Here is a 26297-nt window from a genome sequence, read left to right as displayed (position 1 = left end):
TTCACTCCCGCTCGAACAGGCCGCCGCGCGTCACGAAGACGGCCGACAGCGCGAGGGCGACGACGAGCAGCAGCAGGGAGATCGCCGCCGCCGCGTTGAAGTCGTTCTGCTGGAACGCGTACTGGTAGGCGAGCTGGTTGAGCGAGTAGTCGTTGGGCACCACGGCGTTGCTGGCCTGCGAGAGCAGCTGCGGCTCGACGAAGAGCTGGGTGCCGGCGGCGAGCGACATGATCGCCATGTACGAGATCCACTTGCGCAGCATCGGCAGCTGGATGCGCCAGGCGATCTGGACGGCGTTCGCCCCGTCCACCCGGGCCGCCTCGATGACCTCGGCGCTGATGTTGTTCAGGGCGCCGTACATGATGACGATCCAGCCGCCCGCGCCGGTCCAGAAGGCGATGATCGCGAAGATCACCGGCAGGTTGCCCGGCACGATGACCTGGACGAAGCTCTCGAAGCCGAGCAGCCGCAGCAGGCCGCCGACCGGGCTGGCCGTCGGGTCGAGGACGAACAGCCACAGCAGCACGCTCGAGGCGCCGGCCAGCGCCCCCGGCAGGTAGAAGACCAGCCGCAGGGTCCGGCTGAGCCACCGGACCCTGATCGCGTGGACGACGATGGCCAGCACGGTCACCAGCGCCACCAGGGCGACCAGCCAGATGACCAGGTACAGCGCCACGTGCGAGACCGCCGGCCAGAACCGGAAGTCGCCGACCACCTTGGAGAAGTTGGCCAGCCCGGCGAAGCCGCCCGTGGCGTCGGTGAACGCGAGGTACACGGCGTACAGGGCCGGCAGCAGGCCGAAGGCCAGAGTGAGCACGGCGTAGCCGGAGATGAGTCCGTAGCTCATCAGGTTGTCCCGGGCGGCGGGCGGCCGGCCGGCCGCCCGCCCCGTCGCCACGGCCGCCGCCCGGGCGGTGCGGTCGACGACCGTCATTTGACCGTGTATCCGTTGACCTGCGCCTGGTTCTTGATCGCGGTCTGCCATTCCGGCAGCAACGTGACGATGCTCTTGCCACCGGCGATGGCCGGCGTCATCGTCTTGGCCCAGACGGCCTCCTGGCTGAAGATGCCCGAGCCCCAGCCGGGCCAGATCGACGTGCCGGCGGTGACGATGGCCTTCAGGTCGGTGGCGTAGTAGCCGCTCGACTCCTGCTTCTTCACCCACTTCTCGGCCGCGGGCGCGTACGCGGGATAGCCGGGAGCGACCTCCACCTGGTAGTCGTCGGCCGTGGTGACGAACTCGGCGAAGGCCTCGGCGGCCTTGAGGTTCTTCGAGTGGCTGCTGACGAACCAGGTGCCGCCGCCGACGTTGCCGGTCACCGCGTCCTCGCCCTGCCAGGCCGGCGGCGGGGCGATCCCGAGCTGACCGGCCGGGACTTTGAGGGACTGCGGGTTGTTGAAGATGGCGCCGGCGTACCAGGCCGGTCCGGGCATCATGAGGACCTTGCCGGAGTACTTCTTGACGAACTCGGGCGTGAAGACGCTGACGTTCGGCGTGGTGCCGTTGCTGATCAGCGTGTCGAGCATCGCGGCCGCGCGCCGGCACTGCGGGGTCGTGGTGTTCACCGTGACGGACTTGGGCCCGGTGATCTCGTTCGCCTGGCACTTGCTGCCCCAGAAGAAGACCTCCGGGGTCCAGGCGTCGCCCACGGTGCCGACGATGTGGCCGGGGTGCTCCCGGGCCACCTTCTCACCGAGCGCCTGGTATTCCTGCCAGGTGGCCGGGACCTGGTATCCGAACTGGTCGAACAGCGCCTTGTTGTACCAGAGCACGACCTGGGCGAGGTCGTTGCGCAGGCAGTGGACCTTGCCGTCGACGGTGCACGGGTTCAGCGCGCCCGGGGTGAACTTGTCGAGGACGTCCTGGGCGACGAGTCCCCCGTTCAGCACGGCGGCGAACGCCTGCTTGCCCTGGCCGGGCTGGCTGGCCCAGGCCGCGTCGTTGTTCTGCGTCGAGAACACGACGTCGGGCCAGCCGCTCTGGGTGCGGTCGAAAAGCTGGATCTTGGTACGGAAGGAGTTGGAGCCGTTGGCCGATCCGTCATAGGTCACGACCCGGACCGGCACCTCCGGGTGGGCCTTGGCGAAGGCGTCGGCGGCCTTGGTGCGGTCGGCGTCCACCCAGACCGTGATGGGGGCCTTGTCGTCCTGGGTGACCTGAGGAAATCCGTAGGAGCCGGCGGTGGAACCGCTGTCGTCGTCGCCGCAGCCGGCCAGGGCGAGGGTGAGGATCGCGACGCCGCCGAGGGCGGTCAGGAGGGAACGGATGGAGCGGGCACGCCTGGAACGGACCATATCGATGTCCTTTTCTGATCTTCCGTATTGACGCCGCGTTCATCGGCCCGAAATATAAGGGCATACGTATGATGTTTGCAAGGGAGGATCGTCGATGGTCGGCACGACGTACGAGGGACCGGGCCGGCTGCGCACGGCGCCCGTGGACCTGGCTCCGCCGGGCCCCGGGGAGCTCCAGATCGCCGTCGCCTACTGCGGTCTCTGCGGCACCGACCTGCACCTCGTGCACGGCGACCTGGACGCCCGGGTGCGGACGCCGCTGGTGTTCGGCCACGAGGCCTCGGGAACCGTGGCCGCGGTCGGCGCCGGCGTGACGGGCTGGGCCGTGGGTGATCCGCTGACCGTGATGCCGCTGCTCTGGGACGGCACCTGTGCCGCCTGCCTGGCCGGTCACCAGCACATCTGCCGGAACCTGGTCTTCGTGGGCATCGACTCCCCCGGCGCGCTGCAACAGCGCTGGAACGTGCCGGCGTCGATCGCGGTGCCGCTGCCCGCGGACCTGGACCTGCGTACCGCGGCGCTGGTCGAGCCCGCCGCCGTGGCCGTGCACGACGTCCGCCGCTCGGAGCTGCAGGTCGGCGATCGGGTCGTCGTCCTCGGCGGCGGCCCGATCGGCGTGCTCATCGCCTGCGTGGCGCGCGAGGCCGGGGCGCGCGTGCTGGTCGCCGAGATCGACGCGTCCCGCCGCGGCCGCGTCTCGGCGCTCGGCTTCGAGGTGCTGGACCCGGCCGGCGCCGACCTCACCGCCGAGGTCGAGCGCTGGACCGGTGGCGTCGGCGCCGATGTCGTGTTCGAGGTGTCGGGCGCCGCCGCGGCGGCGCGCGCCACCACCGCGCTGGCCCGGGTCCGGGGCACGATCGTCGTCGTGGCCATCCACACCGCCGCTCGCGAGATCGACCTGCAGCGCGTCTTCTGGCGCGAGCTGCGCCTGCTGGGCGCGCGGGTATACCAGCGATCCGACTTCGAGCGGGCGATCGAGCTGCTGCGCCGGGGCGTCGTCCCGGCCGCGGCGCTGATCTCCGGCGTCGTGCCGCTGGAGGAGACGGCCGCCGCCGTCGAGGACCTGTCGGCCGGCCGGGCGATGAAGATCCTCGTTCATGTCGCCGGGACGGCCGGGGCATGAGCGGGCTGTTCGACCTGACCGGACGGCTCGCCGTGGTCACCGGCGCCCGCCGCGGCATCGGCCGCGCGATGGCCGAGGCCCTGGCCGCCGCGGGTGCGGACATCATCGGGGTCAGCGCCCGGATGGACGCCGGCGACGAGGTCGCCGGGACGGTCCGCGGCCTCGGCCGCGCCTTCGAGGCCCGCGCCGTCGACTTCGCCGACCGCGACGCCGTGATCGCGCTGGGCACCGAGCTGGCCGCACGGGCGCCGGACATCCTCATCAACAACGCCGGCACGATCGAACGGGCCCCCGCGGCCCGGCACCCGCTGTCCTGGTGGGACCGGGTCATCGAGGTCGACCTGTCGAGCCAGTTCGCCCTCACCCAACTGGTCGCCGCGCCCATGCTGGCCCGCGGCAGCGGCAAGATCGTCTTCACCGCCAGCCTGCTGAGCTTCCAGGGCGGCATCAACGTGCCCGGCTACACCGCGGCCAAGTCGGGGATCGCCGGACTCACCCGGGCGCTGGCCAACGAGTGGGCCGGCCGGGGCGTCACCGTCAACGCCATCGCGCCGGGCTACATCGCCACCGACAACACCGCGGCGTTGCGCGCGGACGCCGACCGCTCCCGGTCGATCCTGGAGCGGATCCCGGCCGGGCGCTGGGGCGACAGCGCCGACCTCGCGGGCGCGGCGGTCTTCCTCAGCTCGGCGGCCTCCGACTACGTCTCCGGCACGATCCTCCCGGTGGACGGGGGCTGGCTGGGCCGATGACCGGAGCCCGGCCGGCCGGGCGGTCAGGGCCGGGTCCACTGCTGGTTGGCGCCGCCGTGGCAGGACCAGAGGGCGATCTTGGTGCCGCTGGCGGTGCCGGCGCCGGTGGCGTCCAGGCACAGCCCGGAGGGCACGCCGGTGATGGTGCCGCCGGCGTTGAGGTTCCACTGCTGGTTGGGCTGGCCGTTGCAGTCCCAGATGATGACGGCGGTGCCGTTGCTGGTGCCCTGGCCGCTGGCGTCCAGGCACTTGGTGCCGTAGACCATGAGCTGCTTGGACGCGGTGTAGGTCCAGATCTGGTGGCTGGCCCCGGTGCAGTCGCCCAGCTGGGTCTGGGCGCCGTTGGCGGTGCTGGCGCCCGGCACCTCGATGCACCGACCGGACTGCACCCCGACGATTCTGGTGCCCTGCGGGCTGCTGCCGCCCTGCGGTCCGGCGGCGGCCATCACGGCCTGCGCGCCCGCCGGCCAGCTGCCGTTGGTGACCGTGACGTTGTTGTTCACCACGTTGCCGCGGTCGCCGTTGGTGATGTTGGTGCTGCTGCTGCTCGTCCAGTTGCCGGTGACGGTGAAGTTGCCCATGTTCTCGCCACCCCAGTAGTTGGCGGTGGCCCAGGTGCCGACGTTGTTGAAGACGTTGCCGGTGGCGGTGAAGTACTTGGAGCCCTCGTCGAAGTACAGCCCGAACCAGCCGTTGATCCGCTGGCAGTGGTTGCCGTCGATGCGCGCGCCCGGGTTCCAGGACAGGGTGTAGATGCATCCGCCGTCGGTCATCTGCTGCATCACGTCGTGGATGTAGTTGCCGGTGAGCCGGTTGTTCGAGGCGGTCGTGGCCGTGGTGTAGCGCGGCTGGTAGTTGTACAGGCCCCGGTTGGCGTACTGGTTGCTGCCGCCCGGCTCGTTGGCGCCCCAGCCGAAGCCGATCGACATGCCGGAGTACGGCAGGTTGTAGACCTCGTTGTGCGACAGCGTGGCGTTGGTGACGTAGGTCGTCAGGGCCGACACGTTGCCGCGGTACTCCACCCCGAGGTCGTGGATGCGGTTGTTGCTGATCGTGATGTCGCGGTTGACCATCCGCTGGTCGCTCGGGTGGTGGGCGTCGGCGCGGACACCGCCCACGACGATGCCGCCGGCCGAGCTGCGGGCGATCTCCGAACCGGTGACGGTGATGTTGCTGGCGCCCAGGCCGACCCCGCTGGCGTGGGCGTTGGCGTCGTTGCCGATGCCGATGGCCAGCTGACCGAGGTTGACGAACTGTGAGCCGCTGAACGTGATGGTGTTGGCCGCGGAGACCTGCACGGCGGCCGGCATCTGGCTCCAGTGCGGCCGGGCGGCCTCGAACTGGGTGCACCCCTCCTGGCAGGCGCTCAGCGCCGGCCAGTTCCAGGTGCCGGACAGGTACGCGCCGGTCTGCTGGTCGGCGTAGCCCTGGTTGCTGCTGGGGCCGAGCCAGCTGGTGCCGGTGAAGGTGATCCCGGTGAACGTGACGTGGTGGGCCGGGGCGTCGTAGGTGCCGCCGATGTCCACCAGCGACTGCAAGGTCGGCAGCTCCACGCTGAGGTTGGTCATGCTCTGACCGGCCGGCGGGGCGTAGTAGAGCGTGCCGGTCCCGGAGTTGAGATACCACTCGCCCGGCGAGTCCAGGAACTCGTACGCGTTGGTGAGGTACAGCGGGCCGGCGCGGTGCGGGGTGGTGAAGGTGTCGTAGCCGAAGGTGTTGTTGTTCCAGCCGGGCTGCTGCATGGTCAGGAGGTTGCCGCTGATGCTCTGCACCGACACGTACCGGTCGGTGAACGAGCCGACGCTCTCCAGCTGGATCCGGTTCTGGTTGGCCAGGTTGTTGAGGTAGCCCAGCGCGCCGTTGCTGAACCGCAGCCCGGTGCTGGTGGCGGTGAAGTCCGACCGGTTCACCTGGGTGCGCGCCCGGGTGGCGATGGCCCCATTGACGTAAAGCTGCCGGCTGTCGGTCCCGGCACCCACATTGGCCTGCCAGATGTTGCGGCCGGCGTCGGCGAGGGTCCAACCGGTGACCGCCCGCGCTCCGCTGATCGCCGGCCGGGCCGACGGCGCCGCCTGCCAGATCACGGTGTGGCCGTTGGTGCCGGAGTCCTCGGCGGTCAGCCGCAGCGGCGCCGACAGGCGGTACACGCCGTCGGCCAGCTGCACCACGATGTCGTCGGCCATCGCGTCGTTCAGCGACCGCACGGCGGCCTGCGCGCCGGTCAGCGAGCACGGCTGGGTGCTGGAACACGCGGTGCCGGAGCCGGCGGGCGAGGCGTAGAGAGTGGTGGGCGCGGCCAGGGCGGGGGTCGCCCAGGCCACGGTCACCACCGCGGCGGCCACACCGGCCGCGGCGAAGCCGGCCAGCACCTTCCTGCGCAGCGTGGACGACACGGGCATCTCCTCGGGTCGGTGATCATCGCGGCGCGAACGGCACCAGCGGCGCTGCGTATGACGTATGACGTTTGCTCCGCCGACGGTAAGGCGGCGTTTCGGCGGTGTCAAGCGACCGTTGTCAATGTGTAAAAGCAGGCCCGAGTCGGAGGATCCCGGCGCGAAATGTGTAATGAAATAGGGTCCGAAGAAGTCGTATTGACATTCGCCGATTTGTGTCTCCATGCTGGCGAACCCATACCACGGGAGGCCCTTCATGGTCGTTTCCAGACGGCGCCGACGCCTCGGACCACTGTTCGCGGCGGGCGTCACCCTCGCCTTCGCCCTCGTCGCCGGCACCGCGGCCGCCGCGACCATCCAGCCCGGACAGAGCGCCCCGATCGTGGGCGCCCAGTCCGGGCGCTGCCTGAGCGTGACCGGATCCGGCAACGGCACGCAGGCACAATTGCGCGACTGCGCCGGCACCGCCGGCCAGACCTGGACGTACACCGCTTCGAAGCAGCTCACGGTCTACGGCAACAAGTGCCTGGACGCCTCCGGACAGGGCACCGCCAACGCCACCCCGGTCATCATCTGGGACTGCAACGGCCAAGCCAACCAGCAGTGGACCGTCACCGCGAGCGGCGCCATCAGCGGCGTGCCCTCCGGCCGCTGCCTGGACGCCAACGGGCAGGGCACGGCCAACGGCACCACCATCATCCTGTGGGACTGCCACGGCCAGCCCAACCAGCAGTGGGACTCGCCCACGACCCCGCCGCCACCGACCGGCGCCGGCCCGTGCGACATCTACGCCTCCGGTGGCACGCCCTGCGTCGCCGCCCACAGCACGGCGCGCGCGCTCTACGGCTCGTACAGCGGCAACCTCTACCAGGTCCGGCGCTCATCGGACAACACGACGCGGAACATCGGCCTGCGCGGCACGGGAGGCACGGCCGACGCCACCGCCCAGGACGCGTTCTGCAGCGGGACGAGCTGCGTCATCACTGTCGTCTACGACCAGTCCGGCCGCGGCAACGACCTCTGGTACCAGGGTTCGAGCGTCGTGCCCGGCTCGACCCAGAGCCGCCCGGCCACCGCGACCTCCGAGTCGCTGACGGTCGGCGGCGCCAAGGCGTACTCGCTGTTCATCAACCCCGGCAACAGCTACTGGCGCGACGGCCACCTGACCGGGGTGCCCACCGGCAGCGCCCCCGAAGGCATGTACGCGGTGCTCAGCGGCACCCACGTCAACAACGGCTGCTGCTTCGACTACGGCAACAGCGAGACCACGCGGGCGGCCGACGCCGCCGGGGCCATGGACGCCATCAACTTCGGCACCCAGTGCTGGTTCGGCGGCTGCGCCGGCACCGGCCCCTGGGTTCAGGCGGACCTCGAGTGGGGCCTCTACCCCGGCGGCAGCCAGTCCTGGAACCCGAACCAGCGGGCCTTCACCAGCAAGTTCGTCACGGCGACGCTGAAGAACAACGGCACGTCCCGGTTCGCCATCAAGGGCAGCAACGCGCAGTCCGGCAGCCTCTCCACCCTCTGGGACGGGGCCCTGCCGCCCGGATACAGCCCGATGAAGAAGCAGGGCGCGATCATCCTCGGCAGCGGCGGCGACTGCTGCAAGCCCGGGGGCGGCGCCAACCTCAGCGCCGGCACCTTCTACGAGGGAGCCATGGTCACCGGCTACCCGTCCGACGCGACCGAGAACGCGGTCCAGGCCAACGTCATCGCCGCCGGATACCGCTGAACCGCCCACCCCACGAGGAAAGGAGCACCCGTGCGACAAGGCACCCATCGGCGCCGGTGGCGGGCCCTGCTGGCCACCACCGCGACCCTGGTCTGCACCGCGGCCGGCGTCACCGGCATCGGGCCGGCGCCCGCGCAGGCGGACGTAGCCGCGCTGGCGGCGAGCAGCGGATGCGGCAAGGCGCCGACGCTGACCAGCGGCCCACGCACGATCCAGACCAGCGGCAGGACCCGGAGCTTCATCCTCCGGATCCCCGACAACTACGACAGCAACCACCCGTACCGCCTGATCTTCGGGTTCCACTGGAACGGCGGCACCGCCAATGACGTCGACTCGGGCGGGACCAGCGGCTACCCGTGGTCGTACTACGGACTCAGGGCCCTGTCGAACAACAGCACGATCTTCGTCGCCCCGCAGGGCCTCAACAACGGCTGGGCCAACTCCGGCGGCGAGGACCTGGTCTTCGTCGACGACATGATCCGGCAGATCGAGGCCGGCGTGTGCGTCGACACGACGCAGCGCTTCGCCGGCGGCTTCAGCTACGGCGGCGGCATGAGCTACGCGCTGGCGTGCGCCCGTCCCACGGTGTTCAAGGCGGTCGCCGTCTACTCCGGCGGGCAGCTCAGCGGGTGCAACGGCGGCACCCAGCCCGTCGCGTACATCGGTCTGCACGGCCTGCGGGACCCGGTTCTGCCCATCTCCCAGGGCCGCTCCCTGCGGGACCGGTTCGTCCGGAACAACGGCTGCACCCCGCAGAACCCGCCCGAACCCGCGCAGGGCAGCCTCACGCACATCGTCACCACGTACGCCGGCTGCCGCGCCGGATATCCGGTGGCCTGGGCCGCGTTCGACGCGGGTCACACCCCCGGCCCCGTGGACGGCTCGGCCGGCGACTTCGAACCCGGCGAACGGTCCTGGACCAGGGCGGTGGTGTGGAACTTCTTCACCCAGTCGCAGACCCCGGACCCGGACCCGCAACCGACCGGCTTCCGGCTGCGCAGCGAATCGGCCGGCCGGTGCCTCGACGTCAGCGGCGGCAGCTCGGCCAACGGCACGCCGACGCAGATCTGGGACTGCCAGAGCACCGCCAACCAGCAGCTCAGCCAGAACGGCCGGGAGCTGCGGGTGCTGGGCAAGTGCCTGGACGTGGCGCCGAACGCCGCGGCCGGCGCCCGGGTGCAGATCTGGGACTGCAACGGGGGCGCCAACCAGCAGTGGACCATCAACGGCAACGGCACGGTCAGCAGCGCGCAGACCGGGCTGTGCCTGGACGTCACCGGCGCCGGCACCGCGAACGGCACCGCCGTGGTCGTGTGGGGCTGCCATGGCGGCGCCAACCAGCGCTGGACCCGCGCGTAGTGGCCTGCGGCGGCGGGACGGATCCGTCCCGCCGCCGCAGATTGCGGCGCCCGGCGGTGCGCAGCCCGGCCGGTTGGATCTGAGTGAGCAGGCCGCCGATCCGGTCACTGAGCCGGGTGGCCTCCTGCCCGCAGGCGCGGGCGACCGCGACAGGCAGGACGATCAAAAGGCAGCGGGGGGTGCAACTGCCACTGGACTCCTGCTGCTTGCCACTGCGCGCCTCGAACGGCCACTGCAGTGGTGAAGTCGTCAAGGTCCAGAGTCATCATGCCGGTGGTGATAGGGCTGCGACAGGCCGGGCGTGGTAGGGGGCGAGGCAGATGAGGGCGGCATTGTGGCGTTTGCCTTGGGCTCTCCTGCGGTCGTAGGCGCGGCTGAACGAATCGGCCGGAGCGGCAAATACGGCGCGGAAGAACGTGCGTTTGAGCTGCTTGTTGCCTCCCCCGGGTCGGGTGTTCGCCGCGGATGCACCTGCGTGAGCAGGCCGCGGATGCGGTTGGTCAACCGGGTGGCCTCGCCGGCCAGATCGTCATCGAAGCCGACCAGCACCTCAAGTTCGGCGAGGGCTTCGTCGCCGACATCCACGCGGCGCAGCGTGTGCGGCATGGTCCGGGCCGCGTCGGCGATCACTCAGGCGTCACGGGCGTCGGTCTTCGCGGCACCGGGATGCAGATCGGCGATCCAGCGCATCGCCAGGCCGGGCAGGTAGGCGACCTGCTGGCCGCAGGCCCGGACGACCGCGCCGGGCAGTGCACCGGTCGAGGCGGGCTGGTCGACCACGACGAGGACCTTGCCGGCGGCGTGGCGGTTCGCATCGACGGACACGAAGTCGGCGAAGTGCAAGTAGTCATGGCTGGGGAGCAAGGTGACGTTCGAGCCGGGACCTCGACGGGTGAAGCATCCCGTCGAGGTCCCGGCGTCGGTCAGGCTCTGATCCAGCGCTGATTGCTCCCGCCGTTGCAGGTCCACAGGCCGACGGTCGTGCCGTTGGCCGTTCCCGCGCCGGTCACGTCCAGGCACAGCCCGGACTGCACGCCGGTGATGGTGCCGTCGGCGTTGATCCGCCACTGCTGGTTGGCCCCGCCGGTGCACGACCAGATCCGCACCTGGGCGCCGGCGGAGGCGCTCGCGGCGTCGAGGCACTTGGTGCCGTACACGGTCAGCTGGTTGGACGAGGTTGCCGTCCAGCGCTGGTTGGCGCCGCCGTTGCAGTCCCAGATCTGTACGGTCGCCCCGTCGGACTGGCTCTGGGCGTTGACGTCCAGGCAGCGGTTGGAGCCCGCGCCGCGGATCTCCCCGGTGGGCGTCGTGCTGCCGCCGAGCGGGGTGACCGACAGGTTGTCGAACTGGGCCGTCACGCCCTGTCCGGTGGCGTAGCCGATCTGGCCGGCGACCCACGCCGAGTCCGAGACGCTGCCCACGGTGACGCCGTCGACGGCGGCGGTCAGCGTGCTGCCGTTCAGCGTCAGGGCCAGCTTGTGCCAGCGGCCGGTGCCCAGCGCCGCCGTGGTTCCGCTGGCCAGCGTGCGCTGGTTGCCGGCGGTGGTGTTGCTGCGGATCGACCACGAGCCGTTGTCGGCCACCCGCAGGTAGTAGGCGTTGAGGTTCTGCGGGCCGTCGTGGTTGTAGTTGCCGGCGCGCCCGACGAGCTGGGCGTAGCCGCTCTTCTCCAGCATGACGTCGGTGGAGACCGTGTAGTTGCGCCAGTTGACGTCGCCCAGCAGCGTGAACGCCTCGGCGTGGCCCGACGTCCAGAAGATGGGCGCCTGTTCCGACATCTGGCGGACGCACTGACCGGTACGGCCACCGCCGCACGGGACCACCTCGAACGAGCCCTGGTGGTCCGACAGGTACTTCGCCGGCCGGCCGGTCTGGTAGCTGTCGAAGCCGTCGGCGTACGGCAGCGCGAGCCCGCCCTGCGCGGGGCTGGTCGCCGTGCCCTTGCCCGCCCCGGTGGTGGTCGTGATGCTGTAGACGTAGCCGGGCTGGACGGTCAGCGTGTACGAGCCGTTCGACGGGGTGATGTCGGCGCGCCGGACGAAACGGTCGGCCGGGTTGCTCGACCGGACGTTGGTCGACCACACGCGCACGGTCCCGGTCGACAGTCCGCCGGTGACGCTGAACTGGAGGTCCTGGGCCGAGCCGGCGTCCATCGTCTCGATGACGGTGCTGTAGTCGCCGGTGGTGGGCGACCTCAGCGAGACGTAGCTGCCGTTGTTGCGGTTACCGCCGAGGTAGCCGGAGGCGCCGTCCAGATACCGCCATCCGGGCGCGGTGAACTGGGTCGTGTGGGCCATGACCCACGCGCTCATGCCGATCGCGTAGTAGCCCGACCACGGCTGCGGGGCCACGGCCACCCCCGTGGTGGCCCAGGGGATGTTCGGGGTGATCGCGGCGAGGACCGGCCAGTTGAGGTACGCGGTCATCTTCCCGTCGATGTAGTCGCGGTTGATGCCGCGGGCCAGGGCCGGCGCCCCGGCGTTGTAGTCGTCGGAGCCGTTCTCGCTGGCCCACAGCGTCTTGCCGGAGTTCACCGCGTTGGCCGAGCTCGGGCAGGAGGTCTGGGCGCTGCGGTACCCGCAGACGTAGTGGCTGCCGACCACCGAGATGGCCGCGCCGAACGCCGGGTCGCGCAGCGCGTCGTCCGCCGAGCCCCAGCCGAAGTCGTCCGAGGCCACGATCTTCACGCCCGCGTACCCACGGGCGTTCAGCGCCGAGCGCAGGTTCTTGTACCAGGTCAGGTCGCGGCCGCGTTCGTTCCAGCCGCCGAGGTAGTCGATGGTCAGGCCGTGGGAGGTGGCGCAGCCCAGCCACGCGATCAGGTAGTCGATCGAGTCGTTGGACCAGAAGTTGCCGTTGCCGATCCACCCCGGCGCGCCCCACGACAACCCGACGAGCTTGATGTTCGGGTTGCGGGCCTTGGCCTGGGCCATCATCCACCACTCGTACCCGCGGTCGCAGTTCACGGCGCCCCGGGTGTGCTCGTGGCTGGGTTCCGCGCCGGAGGTCGAGTTGGTGTCTCCCCCGATCTCCACCTTCATGATCTGCATCGCCGCGCCGTAGCCCGGCTTGAACAGGTAGTCGAGGATGTCGCTGCGTTGCGGTTCGGGGTAGTCGTACAGCAGGCGGCTGTTGCCGCCGCCGCCGCTGATGGCGCCGACGCCGTCGAACGTCCGCCCGCCCGACGAGCCGTTGATGGTGATCGCCGTGGCGGCCTGCGCCGGCGCGGGGTACGCGATCAGCGCGCCGGCCAGGGCGAGCAGCAGGCTCGCGACCGCCGCCCAACCGCGCCGTCGCCGACCGTTCGACCGGTCGTCCTCACGTGTGGTCATCAGAATATCGTTCCCTTCTGCCGTGGGCGTGGGGTCGCCGGTCAGGGGCTGGTGCACGAGAGGGCTCCCGGCGCCGCGTCGCTGCTGCCGTTGACCAGGAAGCCGAAGCTGGTCGAGGCGTTGGCGCCGACGGAGCCGTTGTACGCGGCGTTGCGCACGCTGACCGTGCCGCTGGTGCCGGTGTTGACGCCGTTCCAGACGTTGGCCAGGGTCTGCCCGCCGGCCAGGGTCAGCTGGACGGTCCAGCCGTTGAGGACGGCCGAGCCGTTGTTGGCCACCGTCACCTCACCCTGGTAGCCGCCGTCCCAGTGGCCGGCCGAGCGGAACGTCGCGGTGCAGGCGCCCGGCTGCCCGGTGACGGGCGGGGTGCTCGGTGGCGTGCTCGGGGGCGTGCTGGTCGGGGTGCTCGGCGGGGTGCTCGTCCCGGGGACCGTGGTGGAGGCGGCGTTGAGGGCGTTGAGGACCGAGGTATACGCGGGCTTGGGGTTGCTGTTGCGGTCGAACAGCAGCGGGCTCTCGTTGCCCCGCCAGGAGTCGCTGTCCCGGATCCCCCACGTCGTGATGCCGACGCAGCGGGGAACGTTCATGCACGCCTGGGTCAGACCCTGGTACTGGCCGGCCGCCGCGTTGGTCACGTCGGCCTCGGTCAACGCCACGTCCACGCCGAGCGCGGCGAAGCTCGACAGCGTCTGCTGGAAGGTGCCCGGCAGCGAGCTGCCCCCGGTGAAGTGGGTCTGCAGGCCGACGCAGTCCACCGGTACGCCGCGCGCCTTGAAGTCGCGGATCATGGCATAGACGCCCTGCGTCTTGGCGTACGTCCAGTTCTCGATGTTGTAGTCGTTGTAGCAGAGCTTCACGCCGGGGTCGGCGGCCCGCGCGGCCCGGAACGCCACCTCGATCCAGTCGTTGCCGGTGGACTGCAGGTTCGACGAGCGCCGGCTGCCGTTCTCGGCGAAGGCTTCGTTGACCACGTCCCAGTAGGCGAGCTTGCCCCGGTAGTGGGTCATGACGCCGTTGATGTGGTCGATCATCGCGGTCCGCAGGGCGCTGCCGCTGAGGCCGGCCCAGAAGCGGGGTTGCTGCGCGTGCCAGGCCAGCGTGTGGCCGCGGACCCTCATGCCGTGCTGGGTGGCCCAGGTGTAGATGGCGTCACCGGCCCGGAAGTCGAACTGGCCCCGGTTGGGCTCGGTCGCGTCGGGCTTCATCTCGTTGACGGCCGTCATCATGTCGAACTCGCGGTTGGCGATCGCGAGGAAGCCGGCGTCGTTGAGGCGGTCGCCGCCCATGGCGGCGCCGAAGTACCGGCCGCTGCGCTCCGCGGCCGCCTTCAAGGTGGCGCCGGGCGGGCCGGGGAGGTCGGCCCGGGCCGAGGTGGCCACGGCGACCGAGGACACGGCGATCGCGACGGCGCAGACACCGCCCAGCAGCAGCCGGCCGGGACCGCCGGTACGGCGTCGCGAGCGAGTGGAAATGGTGGTCATGAGCACGCTTCTCCCTGAGCTACCAACCGATAGTGAACGTTCACATCTCGGTGAAGACGGATGCCGGGCGACCGAATTCAAAGGGGGGCGCAGACGCCGGACATTCAAGGAGGCCAATGTTGCCAGAGTGTTTCCCCGCGCTCAAGAGCAGCGGGACCGTCGTCGACCCGCGCCGCGAGTGGGCCCGTCGTAACGGTTTTTGCGTGCCATTCTTGGCGGAATGCGCGTCCGCCATTTCCTGACGGCCCGGGCGGACGGCAGCACCGCCGGCGACGTCAGCTGTGGTCGTCCCGGAACTCCGGCGGCCCCGCTCGATAGGCGGCGAGCAGGCGATGCAGTTCCGCGGGCGCCTCCGTCGGGCCGGCGAGCCGGTCGATCAGACCGGCGACGGCGCGGGCGGCGCGGCCGGAGCGCTCCCCGACGACACGGTCACCGGCGAACCATTCCGCCCACAGCGGCAGGTCGGCGAAGACCAGCGGGCCGTGCTGTTCGAGCTGCTCGACCACGCTGACGAGCAGACCCGCGGCGCGTTGGTCGTCGCGGCCTTCGGCGGTCGCGAACGCGATGGTGGCCAGGCACTGGTCCCACATCATCGGCGGCATCCGGGCGACGGCCGGCATCAGCGTCTCGATGCAGCCCGCCCAGTCACCCTCACGCAGCCGCGCCAGCGCCCAGTTCCCGGCGACCTGAGGATCATCCGGATAGCTCGCGTACGCCTCCCGCAGATCGGCCGTGGCCGCGTCCGGCGTCCCGGTGAAGAACGCCTTGCCGGCCCGGGCCAGGTGCTCCTGGGCACGGCGCCAATTCCGGACGGCCGGCTCGGCGCGGGCGCGCAGGGCCGTGTCGCGCTGCATCAGCGGCAGAGCCATCGCGTCGGCCGGGCGTCCCAGGGCCAGCAGCACGTCGAACGCGAGCGGATTGAGGCGGTTGTCCGTCGGCCACTTGCGCCGTAGGTCCTCGAACAGGTCCATGAACGCGTGCAGGACGCCCAGTGCGGCGAGCGCCTGCAGCATGCTCCAGCGGAAGATCCGCGAGTTGGGCTCGATGTCGATCGCCCGCTGGGCGGCGTCCAGCGCTTCGCTCGCCCGGTTCTGGCCCAGCCGGGCCTGGGCGAGCAGATGCCAGACGTACGAGTGATCGTCACGCCGGCGGATGACCCGCTCGCAGGCAGCCGCGCACCGGTCCAGGTCACCAGCCCGCAGCGCCTGCTCCGCCTCCTGGGCCTCGTCGTCGGCGCGCCCGCGGCCGGGCGCCATCGCCTCCTGGACCTCGAACACGCCGCCGTGCCCGCGCACGATCCGCGCCTCGTTCACCACCGGCACGCCCCGGTCCCGCAGCTCGCCGAGGCTGCGCGCGGTCCGCGCGGCGGCCTCGGCGCCGTGCACCTGATCCTTCAGGATGTTGATCAGATGCAGTTGCAGGCCGGTGCGGCGGCTGGTCAGCGCGTGCACGAAGCGCTCACCGCCCTCGCCGACCAGCTCTCCGATCACGTACTCGACCCCGTCGACCACCACCAGCCGGCCGGGGTACTCGTCCGGGTCGTCGTTGACGATGTCCAGCGGGGCGGCCATCAGAGCGCGGTGAGGGTGTCGGCGCCGGGCAGCGAGAGCTTCAGGAACAGGGGTGTGCCGACGACCCGGTCGGCGGTCGCCTCCAGGAGCAGGAACACCGTCGTCATCGTGAACCGCATCGACTCGGTGAAGAACCGGTGGTTGGCCGAGTTCACGTGCGGCTGGCCGTCCGGTCCGACGGCCTCGCTGAAGTTGCGCAGCGAGCAGTCGAGCAGCAGCGGCCGTCCGGTCAGGTCGCCGGCCAGGGTGACCACGGTGTCGGACCGGTCGGCGAGCGGGCGCTCGAGGCCCAGCTCACCCTCGTGGTGGAAGAAGCGGGAACCGCGGGCACTGGGGTGCCCGATGCGGCCCGCGTCCGGGATCGGCTCGGCCTCCGCGATCGCGACGAGCACCCGTTCCAGCTTCCCCAGGTACGTACGCTTGATCTTGGCTTCACGCTGGATCCGCCCGGTGCGGCCGTAGCTGGCGCCGGTCTTGAACAGCTTGAGCACGTGCGGGATGCCCCAGTCGGCGACCGCCTCGCCCTTGACCGCCGACTCGCGGCTCCGCGTCTCGGTGATCTCGTGGGCCGCCTCGGGATCGACCTGCTCGTAGAGCTGATCGATCTTCGCCCGAGAGATGTAGCAGAAGTACTCGACGCGGAGCGTCCCGTCGCTCATCAGCACGGCGTCAGTATCTGGGAGCCCGGCCGGGACACACGGACACGCGGTCCGTGCGCCCCGCGGGTGGCGGCGCGCTCCGCACAGCCGATGAACCGGCTCTGCACGAAATCTAAACGAACTCTGAACGGGCTGGTCGACGATGTCCGGCACTGCCCAGGCGGCACAGGAGCCGCCGGTACGTCGGAAAGGATCGGGCCTCGATGAGCGATCTCGATGCGGTTCTTCGGCTCTGCGCCACGGCCTTCGGTGCGCCGCCCGCCACCGGCCTGCTGGAGGTGATCGCCGGGGCGGGCGGCGATCAGCGGTGGACCCGGGCCCTGGTCGACGGCCTGGTGGAGGAGGGCCGGGTCCGCGTCGACGACGGGCTGGCCGTGCTGCACGGCGACGACCCCGATCGCCTGCCGGAGCGCGTGGTGGACCTGGCCCGCGAGATCCTCGCCGCCCGCGAACCCGGCTGCCGCCAGCTGCTGTGCGTCGCGGCGGTGCTGGGGCCGTCCCTCGATCTGGACCGGATCGCGGAGATGGTCGAGCGGCCGGCCGCCGTCCTCCTGCCGGCCTGGCAGGAGGCGTTCGACGCCGGCCTGCTGCGCTCCTCCGACGGCGGCGACCTGGTGTTCGCGCACGAGGTGCTGCGCCGGGCGATCGCCGGCTCCATGCCGGCGGCGATCCGCTGTGCCCTGCTCCGCCAGCACGAGCAGGGCGGTCCGGCGGCCACCCCGGCGGAGCCGGCCGGCAGCCACCTGGCCGGCCGGCTCACCGCCCGCGAGCAGACCGTCATGGCGCTGGTCGCGCGCGGCCGCAGCAATCAGCAGATCGCCCGCAGCCTGGGCATCTCGAGCCATGCCGTCAAGCGGCACGTGTCGAACCTGCTGATCAAGTTCGACTGCTCGAACCGTACGGAGGTCGCGCTGCTGGCGGTGACACCGCAGCGGTCCTAGACGTGCTGCAGCCGGGCGATTCCCGCCCGGAGCGGGTCGGCGAGCCGCGCCGGACGCAGTTCGATCTCCCCGACCGCCACGTCCGCGGGCTGGTCCTGGATCAGGGCGCCGACCCAGTGCGCGACCGACTCGGTGGCCATCTTCAGGGGGGTGCCCTGGCCGTACCGGTTGGCGATCGCGCCGGGGTTGAGCAGCGTGCTGCGCACCCCGTTCGGCCGCTCCTCCAGCAACAACGTCTCGACCAGCGCCTTGAGCGCTGCCTTGGTGGCGCTGTACGCGGCCCCGCCCTCGAAGTAGTGGGTGCCGGCGTGGCTGCCGATCACCACGTAGCTGCCACCGCTCGCGCGTATCGCCGGCAGCGTCGCCCGGACCAGCCGGAAGACCGCCGTGAGGTTGACCGCCACGGACTCGTCCCAGTCCGCCGGTTCCAGCCGGCTCACCGGCGCGAGCCGGCGGACGGCCGCGTTGGCCACGCAGGCGTCGAGACGGCCGAAGCGGTCCAGGGCGGCCGCCACCGCCTGGTCGATCGAATCGGGCGCCGTGAGGTCGCACGGGAACTCGTGCAGCCAGCTGGTTCCCGTGAGCGTCCGGTGCAGCGCACCGACCCGGTAGCCGCGCCGGTGCAGTTCCGCCGCGATCGCCAGGCCGGTGCCGCGGTTGGCCCCCGTCACCAGCGCCACGGGCGCGTCGTCGGTGCCCGTCGTGTCGACGTCCATGGCAGTCGTGCCTCCGGTCCCGGGTCGTGGTTGCGCCGGCGTGACCGACCGCACCGCCATGCCTACCGGCCCGGCGGTGGCCGGAACAAGTACCCGTTGGTGCGGCTCAGCCGGGGCGCACTTTCGGCCTCTCCGCGGTTCCTGGCCCGCGCCCGGGCGCGCCGGGAGCATGGCCGGCGTGACACGTGCCGTTCGCGCGCGATGAGCGGCCGACCCACCCCATTACGACTGGAGACCGATGGAGTTCACCGTATCCAGCCCCGTCCGCCCGGTGGCGCCGGTGCGGCCGGGCGCACACATCAGGCTGGTCAGCCCGGCGATGCCCACCATCTCGTACATCCCCGAGCGAGCCCGCCGGGCGGAGCAGGTGCTCCGCGACCACGGCTACACCGTCAGCTACGGCGCGAACGCGTTCCAGGTGTCCCCCGACGGGATGACCGCCGGAACACCCGAGCAGCGGGCGGCGGACTTCATGGCCGCGTTCGCCGACCCGTCGGTCGACGTGGTGTTCGCCTCCGACGCCGGGCAGGGCAGCCAGGAGCTGATCGAGTTCCTCGACGCCGACGCGATCGCCGCCACCCCCAAGCCGTTCGTCGGCTACTGCGACAACGTGTATCTCAACGCGTTCCTCGCCCGCCGCGCCGGGATCAGTTCGCTGTACGGCATCTCCCACATGGTGCACATCGGCGAGGCGGGCGGGGCGTACCCGGAGACGCTCCGCTACCTCGCGCAGGCGCTGGCCAGCGACGAGCCGCTGGTCTGCGAGGCGATGTCCGACCGGACCGGAGCGCTGATCGACTGGTACGTCCCCGAGCGGGAACGCGAGCCCCGCGGCCGGAACATCGCCGGCGGGTGGACCTGGCTGCGCCCGGGCACCGCCCGCGGACCGCTCTGGGGCGGCGAGGTCTCCGTCCTGCCCGACCTGGTGACGGACTTCGGCCTGGATCTCCACGGGGCGGTGCTGTTCTGGGACATCTCCTACCACGGGATGCCCGTGGGGCCGCTCTTCGAGGCGCTGTGCGAGCGCGTCGACCTCACCGGCCTCGCCGGCATGCTGATCGGCGCCCACCCGCTCATGCCCCTGCCGCAGTGGGCCGGGATCGTCGGCGGGCTCGTCGACCGGTTCCTGCCCGACGTCGGCTACCCGATCGTCGTCAACACCGACCTCGGCCACACCTGTCCGTCGTGGATCGTCCCGTACGGCGAGGAGGTCGAGGTGGCCGCCGACCGGATCGTCTTCCCTCGCCGCGGGGCGCGCACCCGGGCGGCGGTTCACCCTCTCTCGGAAGGAACGAAGGAATGACGGAGACCACCGTGCCCGAGGCGACCGCGGTACGCCCCAGCTGGACGACGGCGCTGCCGCCGGGTCTGCTCGCCACCCTCGAGTCCCGCCTCGGCGCGCCCACCGTGGCCGCCGTCGACCAGACCGGCGGGTTCACCCACGGGCTGGCGGCGCGGCTGACGCTCGGTGACGGCGGACGCGTGTTCGCCAAGGCGATGCCCGCCGACGACGGGCTCGCCGCCGCCTACCGGGCCGAGGCCTGGTGCGCGGCTCGCCTGCCGGCCGCCGTACCGGCCTCCCGGCTGCAGTTCAGCCTGGAGCAGGAGGGCTGGGTGGTGCTCGTGTTCGCCGACGTCGAGGGACGCAATCCGGACCTGTCCGAGCCGGGCGAGCTGGCCGCGGTGCTGGCCGCCTTCGAGCGGCTCGCCGAGGTGCTGACCCCGAACCCCCTGCCGGAGGCGCCCACCTGCGAGGCGGAGCTGCGCCCGCTGGTGGACGTGTGGCGTCAGTACGCCACCGACGGCCCACCCGCCGACCTCGACCCGTGGGCCCGGCGCAACCTCGACCGCCTGGTGGAGCTGGAGAGCCACTGGGTGAGCGCGACGGCGGGCGACACCCTGCTGCACTTCGACCTCCGGCCGGACAACATGCTGCTGACCACCACCGGCGAGGTGCTCACCGTGGACTGGGCCTGCGCCTGCGTCGGCGCCGCCTGGGTCGACCTGCTGGTGCTGCTGGGCTCGGTGGACGGCCTCGACGGCGAGGCCATCGTGCGCTCCCACCCGGTCACCCGCGACGTGCCCGCCGCGGCGATCGACGCGTTCCTGTGCGCCCTTGCCGGCCTGTGGGCGCGGGAGAGCCGCAAGCCCCAGCTGCCGCGCTCGCCGTACCTGCGACGGTTCCAGGCCCGCAACGGCGAACTCACCCTGAGCTGGCTCGCGCGCCGGACGGGCTGGCGATGAGGGCCGCGCTGCGGTCGCTGGACCTGGTGCCCGCGGCCGGTCCGGGCCGGCGCATGGTGCTGGTGACCGTGGTCCAGTCCGGCGGCAGCGGCCTGTTCCTGACCTCCAGCGCCGTCTTCTTCGTCCGGGTCGTCGGGCTCGAGCCCGGGCAGCTCGGGCTCGGCCTGTCCCTGGCCGGGCTGGCCGGTTTCCTGGTGACCGTGCCGATCGGCCGCCTGGCCGACCGGCACGGCGCCCGCCGGCTGCTGGCGGTGAACCATCTGGTGCTGGCCCTGCTGTTCGCGCTCTACCCGCTCGCCGGCGGCTTCCCGTCCTTCGTGGTGCTCGCGAGCCTCATCGCCATGGCGGAGATCTCGGCCAGTCCGCTGCGGTCGGCGACCCTGCACTCGCTGCTGCCGGCGGCCGAGGCCGTCAGGACGCGGGCCCAGATGCGCAGCGGCTTCAACATCGGCTTCCTCCTGGGCGCCGGACTGGCGGCGGTGGTCCTCGCCGCACCGAGCCATGCCACGTTCTGGGCGGTGTGTTTGACCAACGCCCTGGCGCAGGCGGCTTGCGGTGTCGCCGTGTGGCGCCTGCGGCCCTCGACGGTGCCGCAGGACCACAACGGACCCCGGAGCGGCGGGGCGCCGCTCGGCCACGCCCTGCGGGACACCCGCTTCGTCCTGCTCACGATGGCCAACGGGGTGCTGGAGCTGCATTCGACGGTGCTCACCCTGGGGCTCCCCCTGTGGATCATCAGCCGCCACGCGGCGCCGGCCAGCCTGGTGTCCCTCTTCATCGTCGTCAACACGGTGATCGTCGTGTTGCTGCAGGTCCGGCTGACCCGCGGCGCCGGGTCGGTGGCCGGGGCCGCCGCGCTGGAGCGCCGGGCCGGGCTCGTCCTCGCCGCCGGCTGTGTCGTCTGCGCGATCAGCAGCGGGCTGGGCACCGCGGCGGGGACGACCGCTCTGGTCGCCGGCACGGTGATCCTCTCGGTGGGCGAGATCTGGCAGGCCGGCGGGGGGTGGGGCCTGGCCTTCGAGCTGCCCCCACCCGGCCGGCAGGGCGAGTACCAGGCCGTCTTCGGGCTGGGGCGGGGCATCGCCCAGTTCCTCGGTCCGGCCCTGGTCACGACGCTGGTGGTCGGCGCCGGGGCGATCGGCTGGCTGGTGCTGGCCGGGCTCTTCCTGCTGACCGGCTTCGCCTGCTGGTGGCTCGCCGTGGGTGGCCGCGAGCCGCAGACCACCGTCCCCTTGACCGCCGAGCTCGGTTGACCTGGCGACGACACGGCCCCGGCGCGATCACCGCGCCGGGGCCGTGTGCCGTCAACCGCCCACGCTGACCGCGTCGGCACCGGTGGCCGCGCGCCCGACGAGGCTGTCGCAGAATTGCAGCACCGCGTCGGCTGCGCACAACTTCTCGAGGTGCGCCACCGCGGCGGGCACGTCGGCGCCGCCTTCGTCGACCGCCATCGCGCGGCGGACCGTGGCCGACAGTTCCGGCGCCAGCCGTTGCCGCCGGGCCGCCCGTTCGAACAGCGGGACCAGCGTCCCCGGGGAGGGGTTGCAGTATCCCCAGGCCCCGAGCAGCGCCCGGAGCAGCACGGGCAGCCGCGCGGCCGGGCGTCCGGCCAGGTCGGCGTCATGGCGCAGGCGGCGCGTCTCCCCGGCGGCGACGTACAGCGGCAGCACCTCGGCGTGCGCCTGTTCCAGTTCGGCGTCGAGGTAGCGGTCGCCGGGTAGGAGGTTGCGGTGGCTGTACAGCGCGTGGAAGCCGACGGCCACCGGACGCGGCATCTCCGGCGGCAGGACCACCGGGCCGGTGAGCAGCCGTACCAGCGGCACCGACCAGGACCGGACGGTGTCCAGCGGTAGGACGGTGACCGCCGCGGTGACCGGGCACCCCGTGATGCTGCCCAGCTCGAACGAATGCTGAGCCACCTCCCCGGGGCGCTCGGTCACGGCGACGATCTCCAGTGGTCCCGAGCTGCCGCCCAGATCGTCGGCGAGCATCCCGGCCAGGAACAACCGGGCGGCGCCGGTCCACGGCCGCAGCGCCGCGGCGAGTTGGGCCGCGTCGATCCCCCACGAGCAGATCAGCAGGTCGGTGGGCACCGGCCCGGCGGCCTGGCCCGTCACTGCCGTACCCCCCGCTCGGTCAGCGCGGGTAGCTGCCCGGCGACCTTCTCGAACGCCTCGCAGTAGCGGTCGACCAGGCCCGCCTCGTCGGCGAACGTGAAGGTCGGCAGGCTCAGCGAGGTCCGCCACACCTCCTCGGCCACCGGGAAGTCGCCTTCCTTGTAGGCCGGGTACTGCTGCGGCGAGGCGTTACGGCGCACCGGGACCGCCCCGTCGGCGAAGAAGGGCAGCAGGTGCAGCGGGCGCGAGCCCGGCGGGTGGACGTCGAGACCCTCCGCACCCAGTGCCCGGGCGACCAGGTCCGCGCCGGCCGCCAGCCACGGCCCGGTCAGCCGGAGCTTGAAGCCGTAGTACGCGCCGCGGTCGCAGCCCTCCCGGGTGACCGGCGGGACGAGCCCGGGGATGGTGGCCAGCCCGTCGGCGAGCCGGCCCAGCAGCTCGGCGCGAGCGGCGATCCGCTGGTCCATCACGCGGGAACTCTGCAGCGCCAGCCCGGCCGCGAACGGGTGCATCCGGTAGTTCAGCCCGAAGCCGGTGCTGGCGTACCGCTTCAGCGGGCCGGCGACATCCTGCTCGGAGCGGACCCGGAAGTGACCGAGCAGGCAGGCGCGCTCGTGGACCTCCGTCTCCCGGGACGCCAGCAGGCCGCCCTGGCCGGCATAGACGATCTTCGCGGCCTGGAAGCTGAACGCGGCGGCGTCGCCGAGCGTGCCGACCTCGCGGCCGTGGTACGACGCGCCGTGGGCGTGGGAGCAGTCCTCCACGACCCACAGGCCGTGCCGGCGGGCGATCTGCAGGATCGCGTCCATCTCGCAGGGGTGACCCCACAGGTGGGTGACGGTGATGCCGACGGTCCGCGGGGTGATCGCCGCGGCGATGGCGGCGGGGTCGATGTTGCCGGTGTCCGCCTCGGCGTCGCACAACACCGGAACGGCGCCCAGCTGCACCAGCGGCATCACGGTGGCGAGGAAGGTGTTGGTCGGGCACAGCACCTCGTCGCCCGGCCCGGCGCCCAGGGCGAAGTACGCCGAGTGCAGCGCCGCCGTACCGGAGCTGAGCCCGAGCGTGCGCCGGCCGGACAGCCGCCCCGACCAGAACTCCTCCAGCTCCGTGAGCACCCCCTCCCGGCCGTAGTAGGAGAGCTCGCCCCGCTCCAGCAGGGCCGTCACCGCGGCCCGCTCGTCGTCGGAGATCCTGGGCCATTGGAACCGGTGCGCCGGCTCGATGACCGGCGTCCCGCCGTCGAGGGCGAGCGCGCCGCCCGTGGTGGTCCCGCTTGCTGTCATGGAGTTACCTCTTCTCTCATCGTGGTGCGCTGGGGCGGCTGGCGCCGCCGCGAGGCCTCGGCCCGCCAGCGTTCGGCGGTACGGGCCAGGGAACGCCGCGGCCGGTAGCCGACGGCCGTCTGGAGCTTGCTGGAATCCACGGACCGCCCGACCTGGGCCGGCAGCTGCCAGTCCCGCAGCGCCGCCGCGGCGACGAAGCCCGGCAGGTGGCTCTCGAGGATCGCGTGACAGTTCTCGCCCAGGGCGTACCGGTCGGCGCGGCTCAGCGGCAGGTCGCTGGCGACGCAGTAGACGCCGCTCGCCACCTGCTCCGCCACGCAGACGGCCTCCATCGCGTCGATGGCGTCCTCCAGGTCCAGGCCGGTGGAGAGCTTGCGGATCTGGTAGGACTGCTCGTCCTCGCGGAAGAACCGCCCCAGGCGCAGGGAGACGACCTCGATGCCCGCCCCGGCGGCGGTCGCCATCACCGACTCGGCGGCGAGCTTGGCGGTGGCGTACGGGTTGTCGGGCTGCGGCGCGCGCGCCTCGTCGAGGATCGCCGCCGGCTCACCGGGCGCGCTTCCGGGGCCGTACACCGCCGTGGTGCTGGCCAGCACCATGCGGCGTACGTCCGCCTCGACCGCCGCCGCGGTGACCCGGCGCGCGCTCTCCACATTGGACCGCCAGAGGTCCGCGACGCTGGCGCCCTGTCGCAGGTGCAGGCCGTGCAGGCCGGCCAGGTGCACGACGACGCCGCAGTCCGCGATCGCGCGGTGCAGCTCGTACCCGCCGCCGGCCGAGAGCACGTCCGCCTGGACGCAGCGCACCGGCAGCGCGGGGTCGTCGAGCCAGCTCGGGAAGCTCAGGTCCACCGCCGTCACGGCGTGGCCGGCGGCGGCGAGCCGGCGCGCCAGCGCACTGCCGAGGCGGCCTCCGCCGCCGGTGATCAGGACTGCGTCTCGGGTCATCGTCCGGCCTCGCTGCTCGTCGGTTCGGTCGGTGCGGCGGCGTCCGGGTCGGGCAGCGCCACCAGGTGGGCCGCACCGCCCACCCGGAACGCGAGTTGATGGCGGTAGCCGGCCGCGCGGGCGTAGCGCACCAGCTCCATGTGCTGGTCCGCGGCCTGGTCGGGGTAGTGGGCATCGCTCGCCAGCGTGATCGGGATGCCGGCCTGGTGGCTCATCCGCAGCAGGGCGGGCGACGGGTACGGCTCCCCCACCGGGTAGCGCAGGCCGGCGCTGGACACCTCCATGGCGACGCCGCCGCGCCGCGCCGCGTCCACCACCTTGCGGTACAGGTCGACCGGCTCCTCGGGGCACCGGTGCCCGAACTTCTTCACCACGTCGGGGTGGGCCAGCACCTGGACCAGTCCGGACTCCGCCAGATCGGCGACGAGGCCGAAGTAGTCCTCGTAGGCGCGGCGCACACCGCGGCGCTCGAACTCGTAGGCCACCGCGGGGTGGTCCACCGACCAGGCGTCGATCCAGTGCACCGAGCCGATCAGGTAGTCGAACGGGTACTGCCGCAGGACCGCGGTCATCTTCTCCAGGTGCGCCGGGAAGAAGTCGACCTCCATCCCGAGCCGCACGGGCAGGCCCCGGTCGCGGGCCCCGAGCACCGCCGCCACGTACCGGTCCAGGCGCAGGTTCAGGTCGTCGTAGTAGTACGTACGGGAGTGTTCGGTCAGGTCCGCGCGCGGTCCGACGTTCCAGAACCCCGCGACGGCCGGCTCGAAGTCGACGAAGCGGTGCAGGTGCTCGGTGAAGCCGACCTCGGTGGCGCCGCGCGACAGGGCGGTCTCGACGAAGGCGTCGACGTAGTCCTCCGGGTACACGCCCGGCGGTGGACTGTCCGGCCGCGGCACGTGCGGGTGCAGGTGGACGTGATAGTCACCCATGCCGTTCACCGCCGCGGGCGGTGGGGCCGAACCTGGTCTCGTAGCGCTCCAGCGTCGCGGCCAGCTGCTGGCGGGCGCTCAGCCCGGCGGCGTCGGCGAAGCTCAGCACGGCGAACAGGACGTCGCCGAACTCGGCCCGGACCCGCTCGGTGGCCACCCCCGCCGCTCCCGGGCGGTCCGCGTATGCAGTGTCCTTGAGGTACGCGCCGGCCAGCTCGCCGAGCTCGGCGCAGGCGTCGAGCAGCGCGACGCCGGCGGTCACCTCGAGGCCGTGCCGGTGGCGCACCGACCGTACCGCGGCCTGCATCTCGTCCAGTCCGGGGCCGGGGGCCGGCCGGGCCGGTCGGTTCTCGGTCACTTCCACGATCGGTCTCCCGTGCTCTGATTCTGCGTACGGTGGGGGCGCGCCGAACTTCGGCC

General features: G+C 72.0%; 21 protein-coding genes and 1 pseudogene. 8 read left to right on the top strand and 14 right to left on the bottom strand.

Annotated features, from left to right (window positions below; translation table 11 throughout):
• Nucleotide 1: 1 nt before the first annotated feature.
• Nucleotides 2–934 (bottom strand): carbohydrate ABC transporter permease, encoded by a 933-nt coding sequence (locus Ani05nite_RS03075; protein ID WP_203764351.1) that lies wholly within the window; start codon nucleotides 932–934, stop codon nucleotides 2–4.
• Nucleotides 931–2295: an ABC transporter substrate-binding protein gene (locus Ani05nite_RS03070; RefSeq protein ID WP_203764349.1), complete on the bottom strand. Its 1365-nt coding sequence runs from the start codon at nucleotides 2293–2295 to the stop codon at nucleotides 931–933. Before Ani05nite_RS03070 ends, Ani05nite_RS03075 begins: the two co-directional genes overlap by 4 nt.
• 94 nt (nucleotides 2296–2389) lie before the next feature.
• Between Ani05nite_RS03070 and Ani05nite_RS03065 the strand changes: the two genes are divergently transcribed.
• On the top strand, nucleotides 2390–3418 hold the full coding sequence (locus Ani05nite_RS03065; protein ID WP_239129163.1) for a zinc-dependent alcohol dehydrogenase: 1029 nt from the start codon (nucleotides 2390–2392) through the stop codon (nucleotides 3416–3418).
• Nucleotides 3415–4170 carry an SDR family oxidoreductase gene (locus tag Ani05nite_RS03060; RefSeq protein WP_203764337.1) on the top strand — a complete coding sequence of 252 codons (756 nt, stop codon included), beginning with the start codon at nucleotides 3415–3417 and terminating at the stop codon, nucleotides 4168–4170. The genes Ani05nite_RS03065 and Ani05nite_RS03060 overlap by 4 nt, the downstream gene beginning before the upstream one ends.
• Before the next feature lie 23 nt (nucleotides 4171–4193).
• Here Ani05nite_RS03060 and Ani05nite_RS03055 read toward each other — a convergent pair whose 3' ends face one another.
• Complete coding sequence (locus tag Ani05nite_RS03055; protein WP_377880036.1) at nucleotides 4194–6563, bottom strand: ricin-type beta-trefoil lectin domain protein; 2370 nt, start codon at nucleotides 6561–6563, stop codon at nucleotides 4194–4196.
• A gap of 256 nt (nucleotides 6564–6819) precedes the next feature.
• Between Ani05nite_RS03055 and Ani05nite_RS03050 the strand changes: the two genes are divergently transcribed.
• Complete coding sequence (locus Ani05nite_RS03050) at nucleotides 6820–8295, top strand: arabinofuranosidase catalytic domain-containing protein (protein WP_203764333.1); 1476 nt, start codon at nucleotides 6820–6822, stop codon at nucleotides 8293–8295.
• A gap of 30 nt (nucleotides 8296–8325) precedes the next feature.
• Nucleotides 8326–9654 (top strand): ricin-type beta-trefoil lectin domain protein, encoded by a 1329-nt coding sequence (locus Ani05nite_RS03045; RefSeq protein ID WP_377880037.1) that lies wholly within the window; start codon nucleotides 8326–8328, stop codon nucleotides 9652–9654.
• Between the two features lie 462 nt (nucleotides 9655–10116).
• On the opposite strand, the pseudogene Ani05nite_RS40800 reads toward Ani05nite_RS03045, so the two are convergent.
• The 5 genes and pseudogenes from Ani05nite_RS40800 to Ani05nite_RS03020 form a co-directional block, all read right to left on the bottom strand.
• Nucleotides 10117–10581 (bottom strand): annotated as a pseudogene (locus Ani05nite_RS40800) (IS110 family transposase); the annotation flags it as partial.
• Complete coding sequence (locus Ani05nite_RS03035; RefSeq protein ID WP_203764331.1) at nucleotides 10578–12986, bottom strand: ricin-type beta-trefoil lectin domain protein; 2409 nt, start codon at nucleotides 12984–12986, stop codon at nucleotides 10578–10580. The gene Ani05nite_RS03035 and the pseudogene Ani05nite_RS40800, both read right to left, overlap by 4 nt.
• A 41-nt stretch (nucleotides 12987–13027) precedes the next feature.
• Nucleotides 13028–14467, bottom strand: coding sequence for an endo-1,4-beta-xylanase (locus tag Ani05nite_RS03030; protein ID WP_203764329.1), 1440 nt, complete (start codon nucleotides 14465–14467; stop codon nucleotides 13028–13030).
• A gap of 275 nt (nucleotides 14468–14742) precedes the next feature.
• Complete coding sequence (locus Ani05nite_RS03025) at nucleotides 14743–16038, bottom strand: tetratricopeptide repeat protein (protein ID WP_203764327.1); 1296 nt, start codon at nucleotides 16036–16038, stop codon at nucleotides 14743–14745.
• Nucleotides 16038–16703, bottom strand: a complete 666-nt coding sequence (locus Ani05nite_RS03020; RefSeq protein WP_203764313.1) for a hypothetical protein — start codon at nucleotides 16701–16703, stop codon at nucleotides 16038–16040. The genes Ani05nite_RS03025 and Ani05nite_RS03020 overlap by 1 nt, the downstream gene beginning before the upstream one ends.
• A gap of 197 nt (nucleotides 16704–16900) precedes the next feature.
• Here Ani05nite_RS03020 and Ani05nite_RS03015 point away from each other — a divergent pair, with 197 nt between their 5' ends.
• Nucleotides 16901–17638, top strand: coding sequence for a response regulator transcription factor (locus Ani05nite_RS03015; RefSeq protein WP_203764310.1), 738 nt, complete (start codon nucleotides 16901–16903; stop codon nucleotides 17636–17638).
• Here Ani05nite_RS03015 and Ani05nite_RS03010 read toward each other — a convergent pair.
• Nucleotides 17635–18354 (bottom strand): SDR family oxidoreductase, encoded by a 720-nt coding sequence (locus tag Ani05nite_RS03010; RefSeq protein ID WP_203764307.1) that lies wholly within the window; start codon nucleotides 18352–18354, stop codon nucleotides 17635–17637. The two genes, Ani05nite_RS03015 and Ani05nite_RS03010, sit on opposite strands and share 4 nt — an antisense overlap.
• Before the next feature lie 238 nt (nucleotides 18355–18592).
• On the opposite strand from Ani05nite_RS03010, the gene Ani05nite_RS03005 reads away from it, so the two are divergent.
• From Ani05nite_RS03005 to Ani05nite_RS02995, 3 genes are read left to right on the top strand one after another with little or no spacing between them, the layout of a single operon-like run.
• Nucleotides 18593–19657 (top strand): LD-carboxypeptidase, encoded by a 1065-nt coding sequence (locus Ani05nite_RS03005; RefSeq protein WP_203764296.1) that lies wholly within the window; start codon nucleotides 18593–18595, stop codon nucleotides 19655–19657.
• Complete coding sequence (locus tag Ani05nite_RS03000; protein WP_203764291.1) at nucleotides 19654–20598, top strand: phosphotransferase family protein; 945 nt, start codon at nucleotides 19654–19656, stop codon at nucleotides 20596–20598. The genes Ani05nite_RS03005 and Ani05nite_RS03000 overlap by 4 nt, the downstream gene beginning before the upstream one ends.
• Entirely contained in the window at nucleotides 20595–21851 is a 1257-nt protein-coding gene (locus Ani05nite_RS02995; protein ID WP_203764288.1) for an MFS transporter, read from the top strand. Before Ani05nite_RS03000 ends, Ani05nite_RS02995 begins: the two co-directional genes overlap by 4 nt.
• A 51-nt stretch (nucleotides 21852–21902) precedes the next feature.
• Here Ani05nite_RS02995 and Ani05nite_RS02990 read toward each other — a convergent pair whose 3' ends face one another.
• The 5 genes from Ani05nite_RS02990 to Ani05nite_RS02970 are packed head-to-tail and all read right to left on the bottom strand — an operon-like array spanning nucleotide 21903 to nucleotide 26241.
• Entirely contained in the window at nucleotides 21903–22715 is an 813-nt protein-coding gene (locus Ani05nite_RS02990; protein ID WP_203764286.1) for a hypothetical protein, read from the bottom strand.
• Nucleotides 22712–24001 (bottom strand): DegT/DnrJ/EryC1/StrS family aminotransferase, encoded by a 1290-nt coding sequence (locus tag Ani05nite_RS02985; protein WP_203764284.1) that lies wholly within the window; start codon nucleotides 23999–24001, stop codon nucleotides 22712–22714. The genes Ani05nite_RS02990 and Ani05nite_RS02985 overlap by 4 nt, the downstream gene beginning before the upstream one ends.
• The gene (locus tag Ani05nite_RS02980; protein WP_203764282.1) at nucleotides 23998–24948 is read right to left on the bottom strand and encodes an NAD-dependent epimerase/dehydratase family protein; all 951 of its coding nucleotides are present in this window, start codon (nucleotides 24946–24948) and stop codon (nucleotides 23998–24000) included. Before Ani05nite_RS02980 ends, Ani05nite_RS02985 begins: the two co-directional genes overlap by 4 nt.
• The gene (locus Ani05nite_RS02975) at nucleotides 24945–25877 is read right to left on the bottom strand and encodes a histidinol-phosphatase (protein WP_203764280.1); all 933 of its coding nucleotides are present in this window, start codon (nucleotides 25875–25877) and stop codon (nucleotides 24945–24947) included. The genes Ani05nite_RS02980 and Ani05nite_RS02975 overlap by 4 nt, the downstream gene beginning before the upstream one ends.
• On the bottom strand, nucleotides 25870–26241 hold the full coding sequence (locus Ani05nite_RS02970) for a nucleoside triphosphate pyrophosphohydrolase family protein (RefSeq protein ID WP_203764272.1): 372 nt from the start codon (nucleotides 26239–26241) through the stop codon (nucleotides 25870–25872). Before Ani05nite_RS02970 ends, Ani05nite_RS02975 begins: the two co-directional genes overlap by 8 nt.
• Nucleotides 26242–26297: the final 56 nt, after the last annotated feature.

It is taken from the genome of Actinoplanes nipponensis (assembly GCF_016862275.1).
Classification (GTDB): Bacteria; Actinomycetota; Actinomycetes; order Mycobacteriales; family Micromonosporaceae; genus Actinoplanes; species Actinoplanes nipponensis.
Note: the sequence above shows the minus strand (reverse complement) of the source record. Positions and strands in the feature narration are given on the sequence as shown.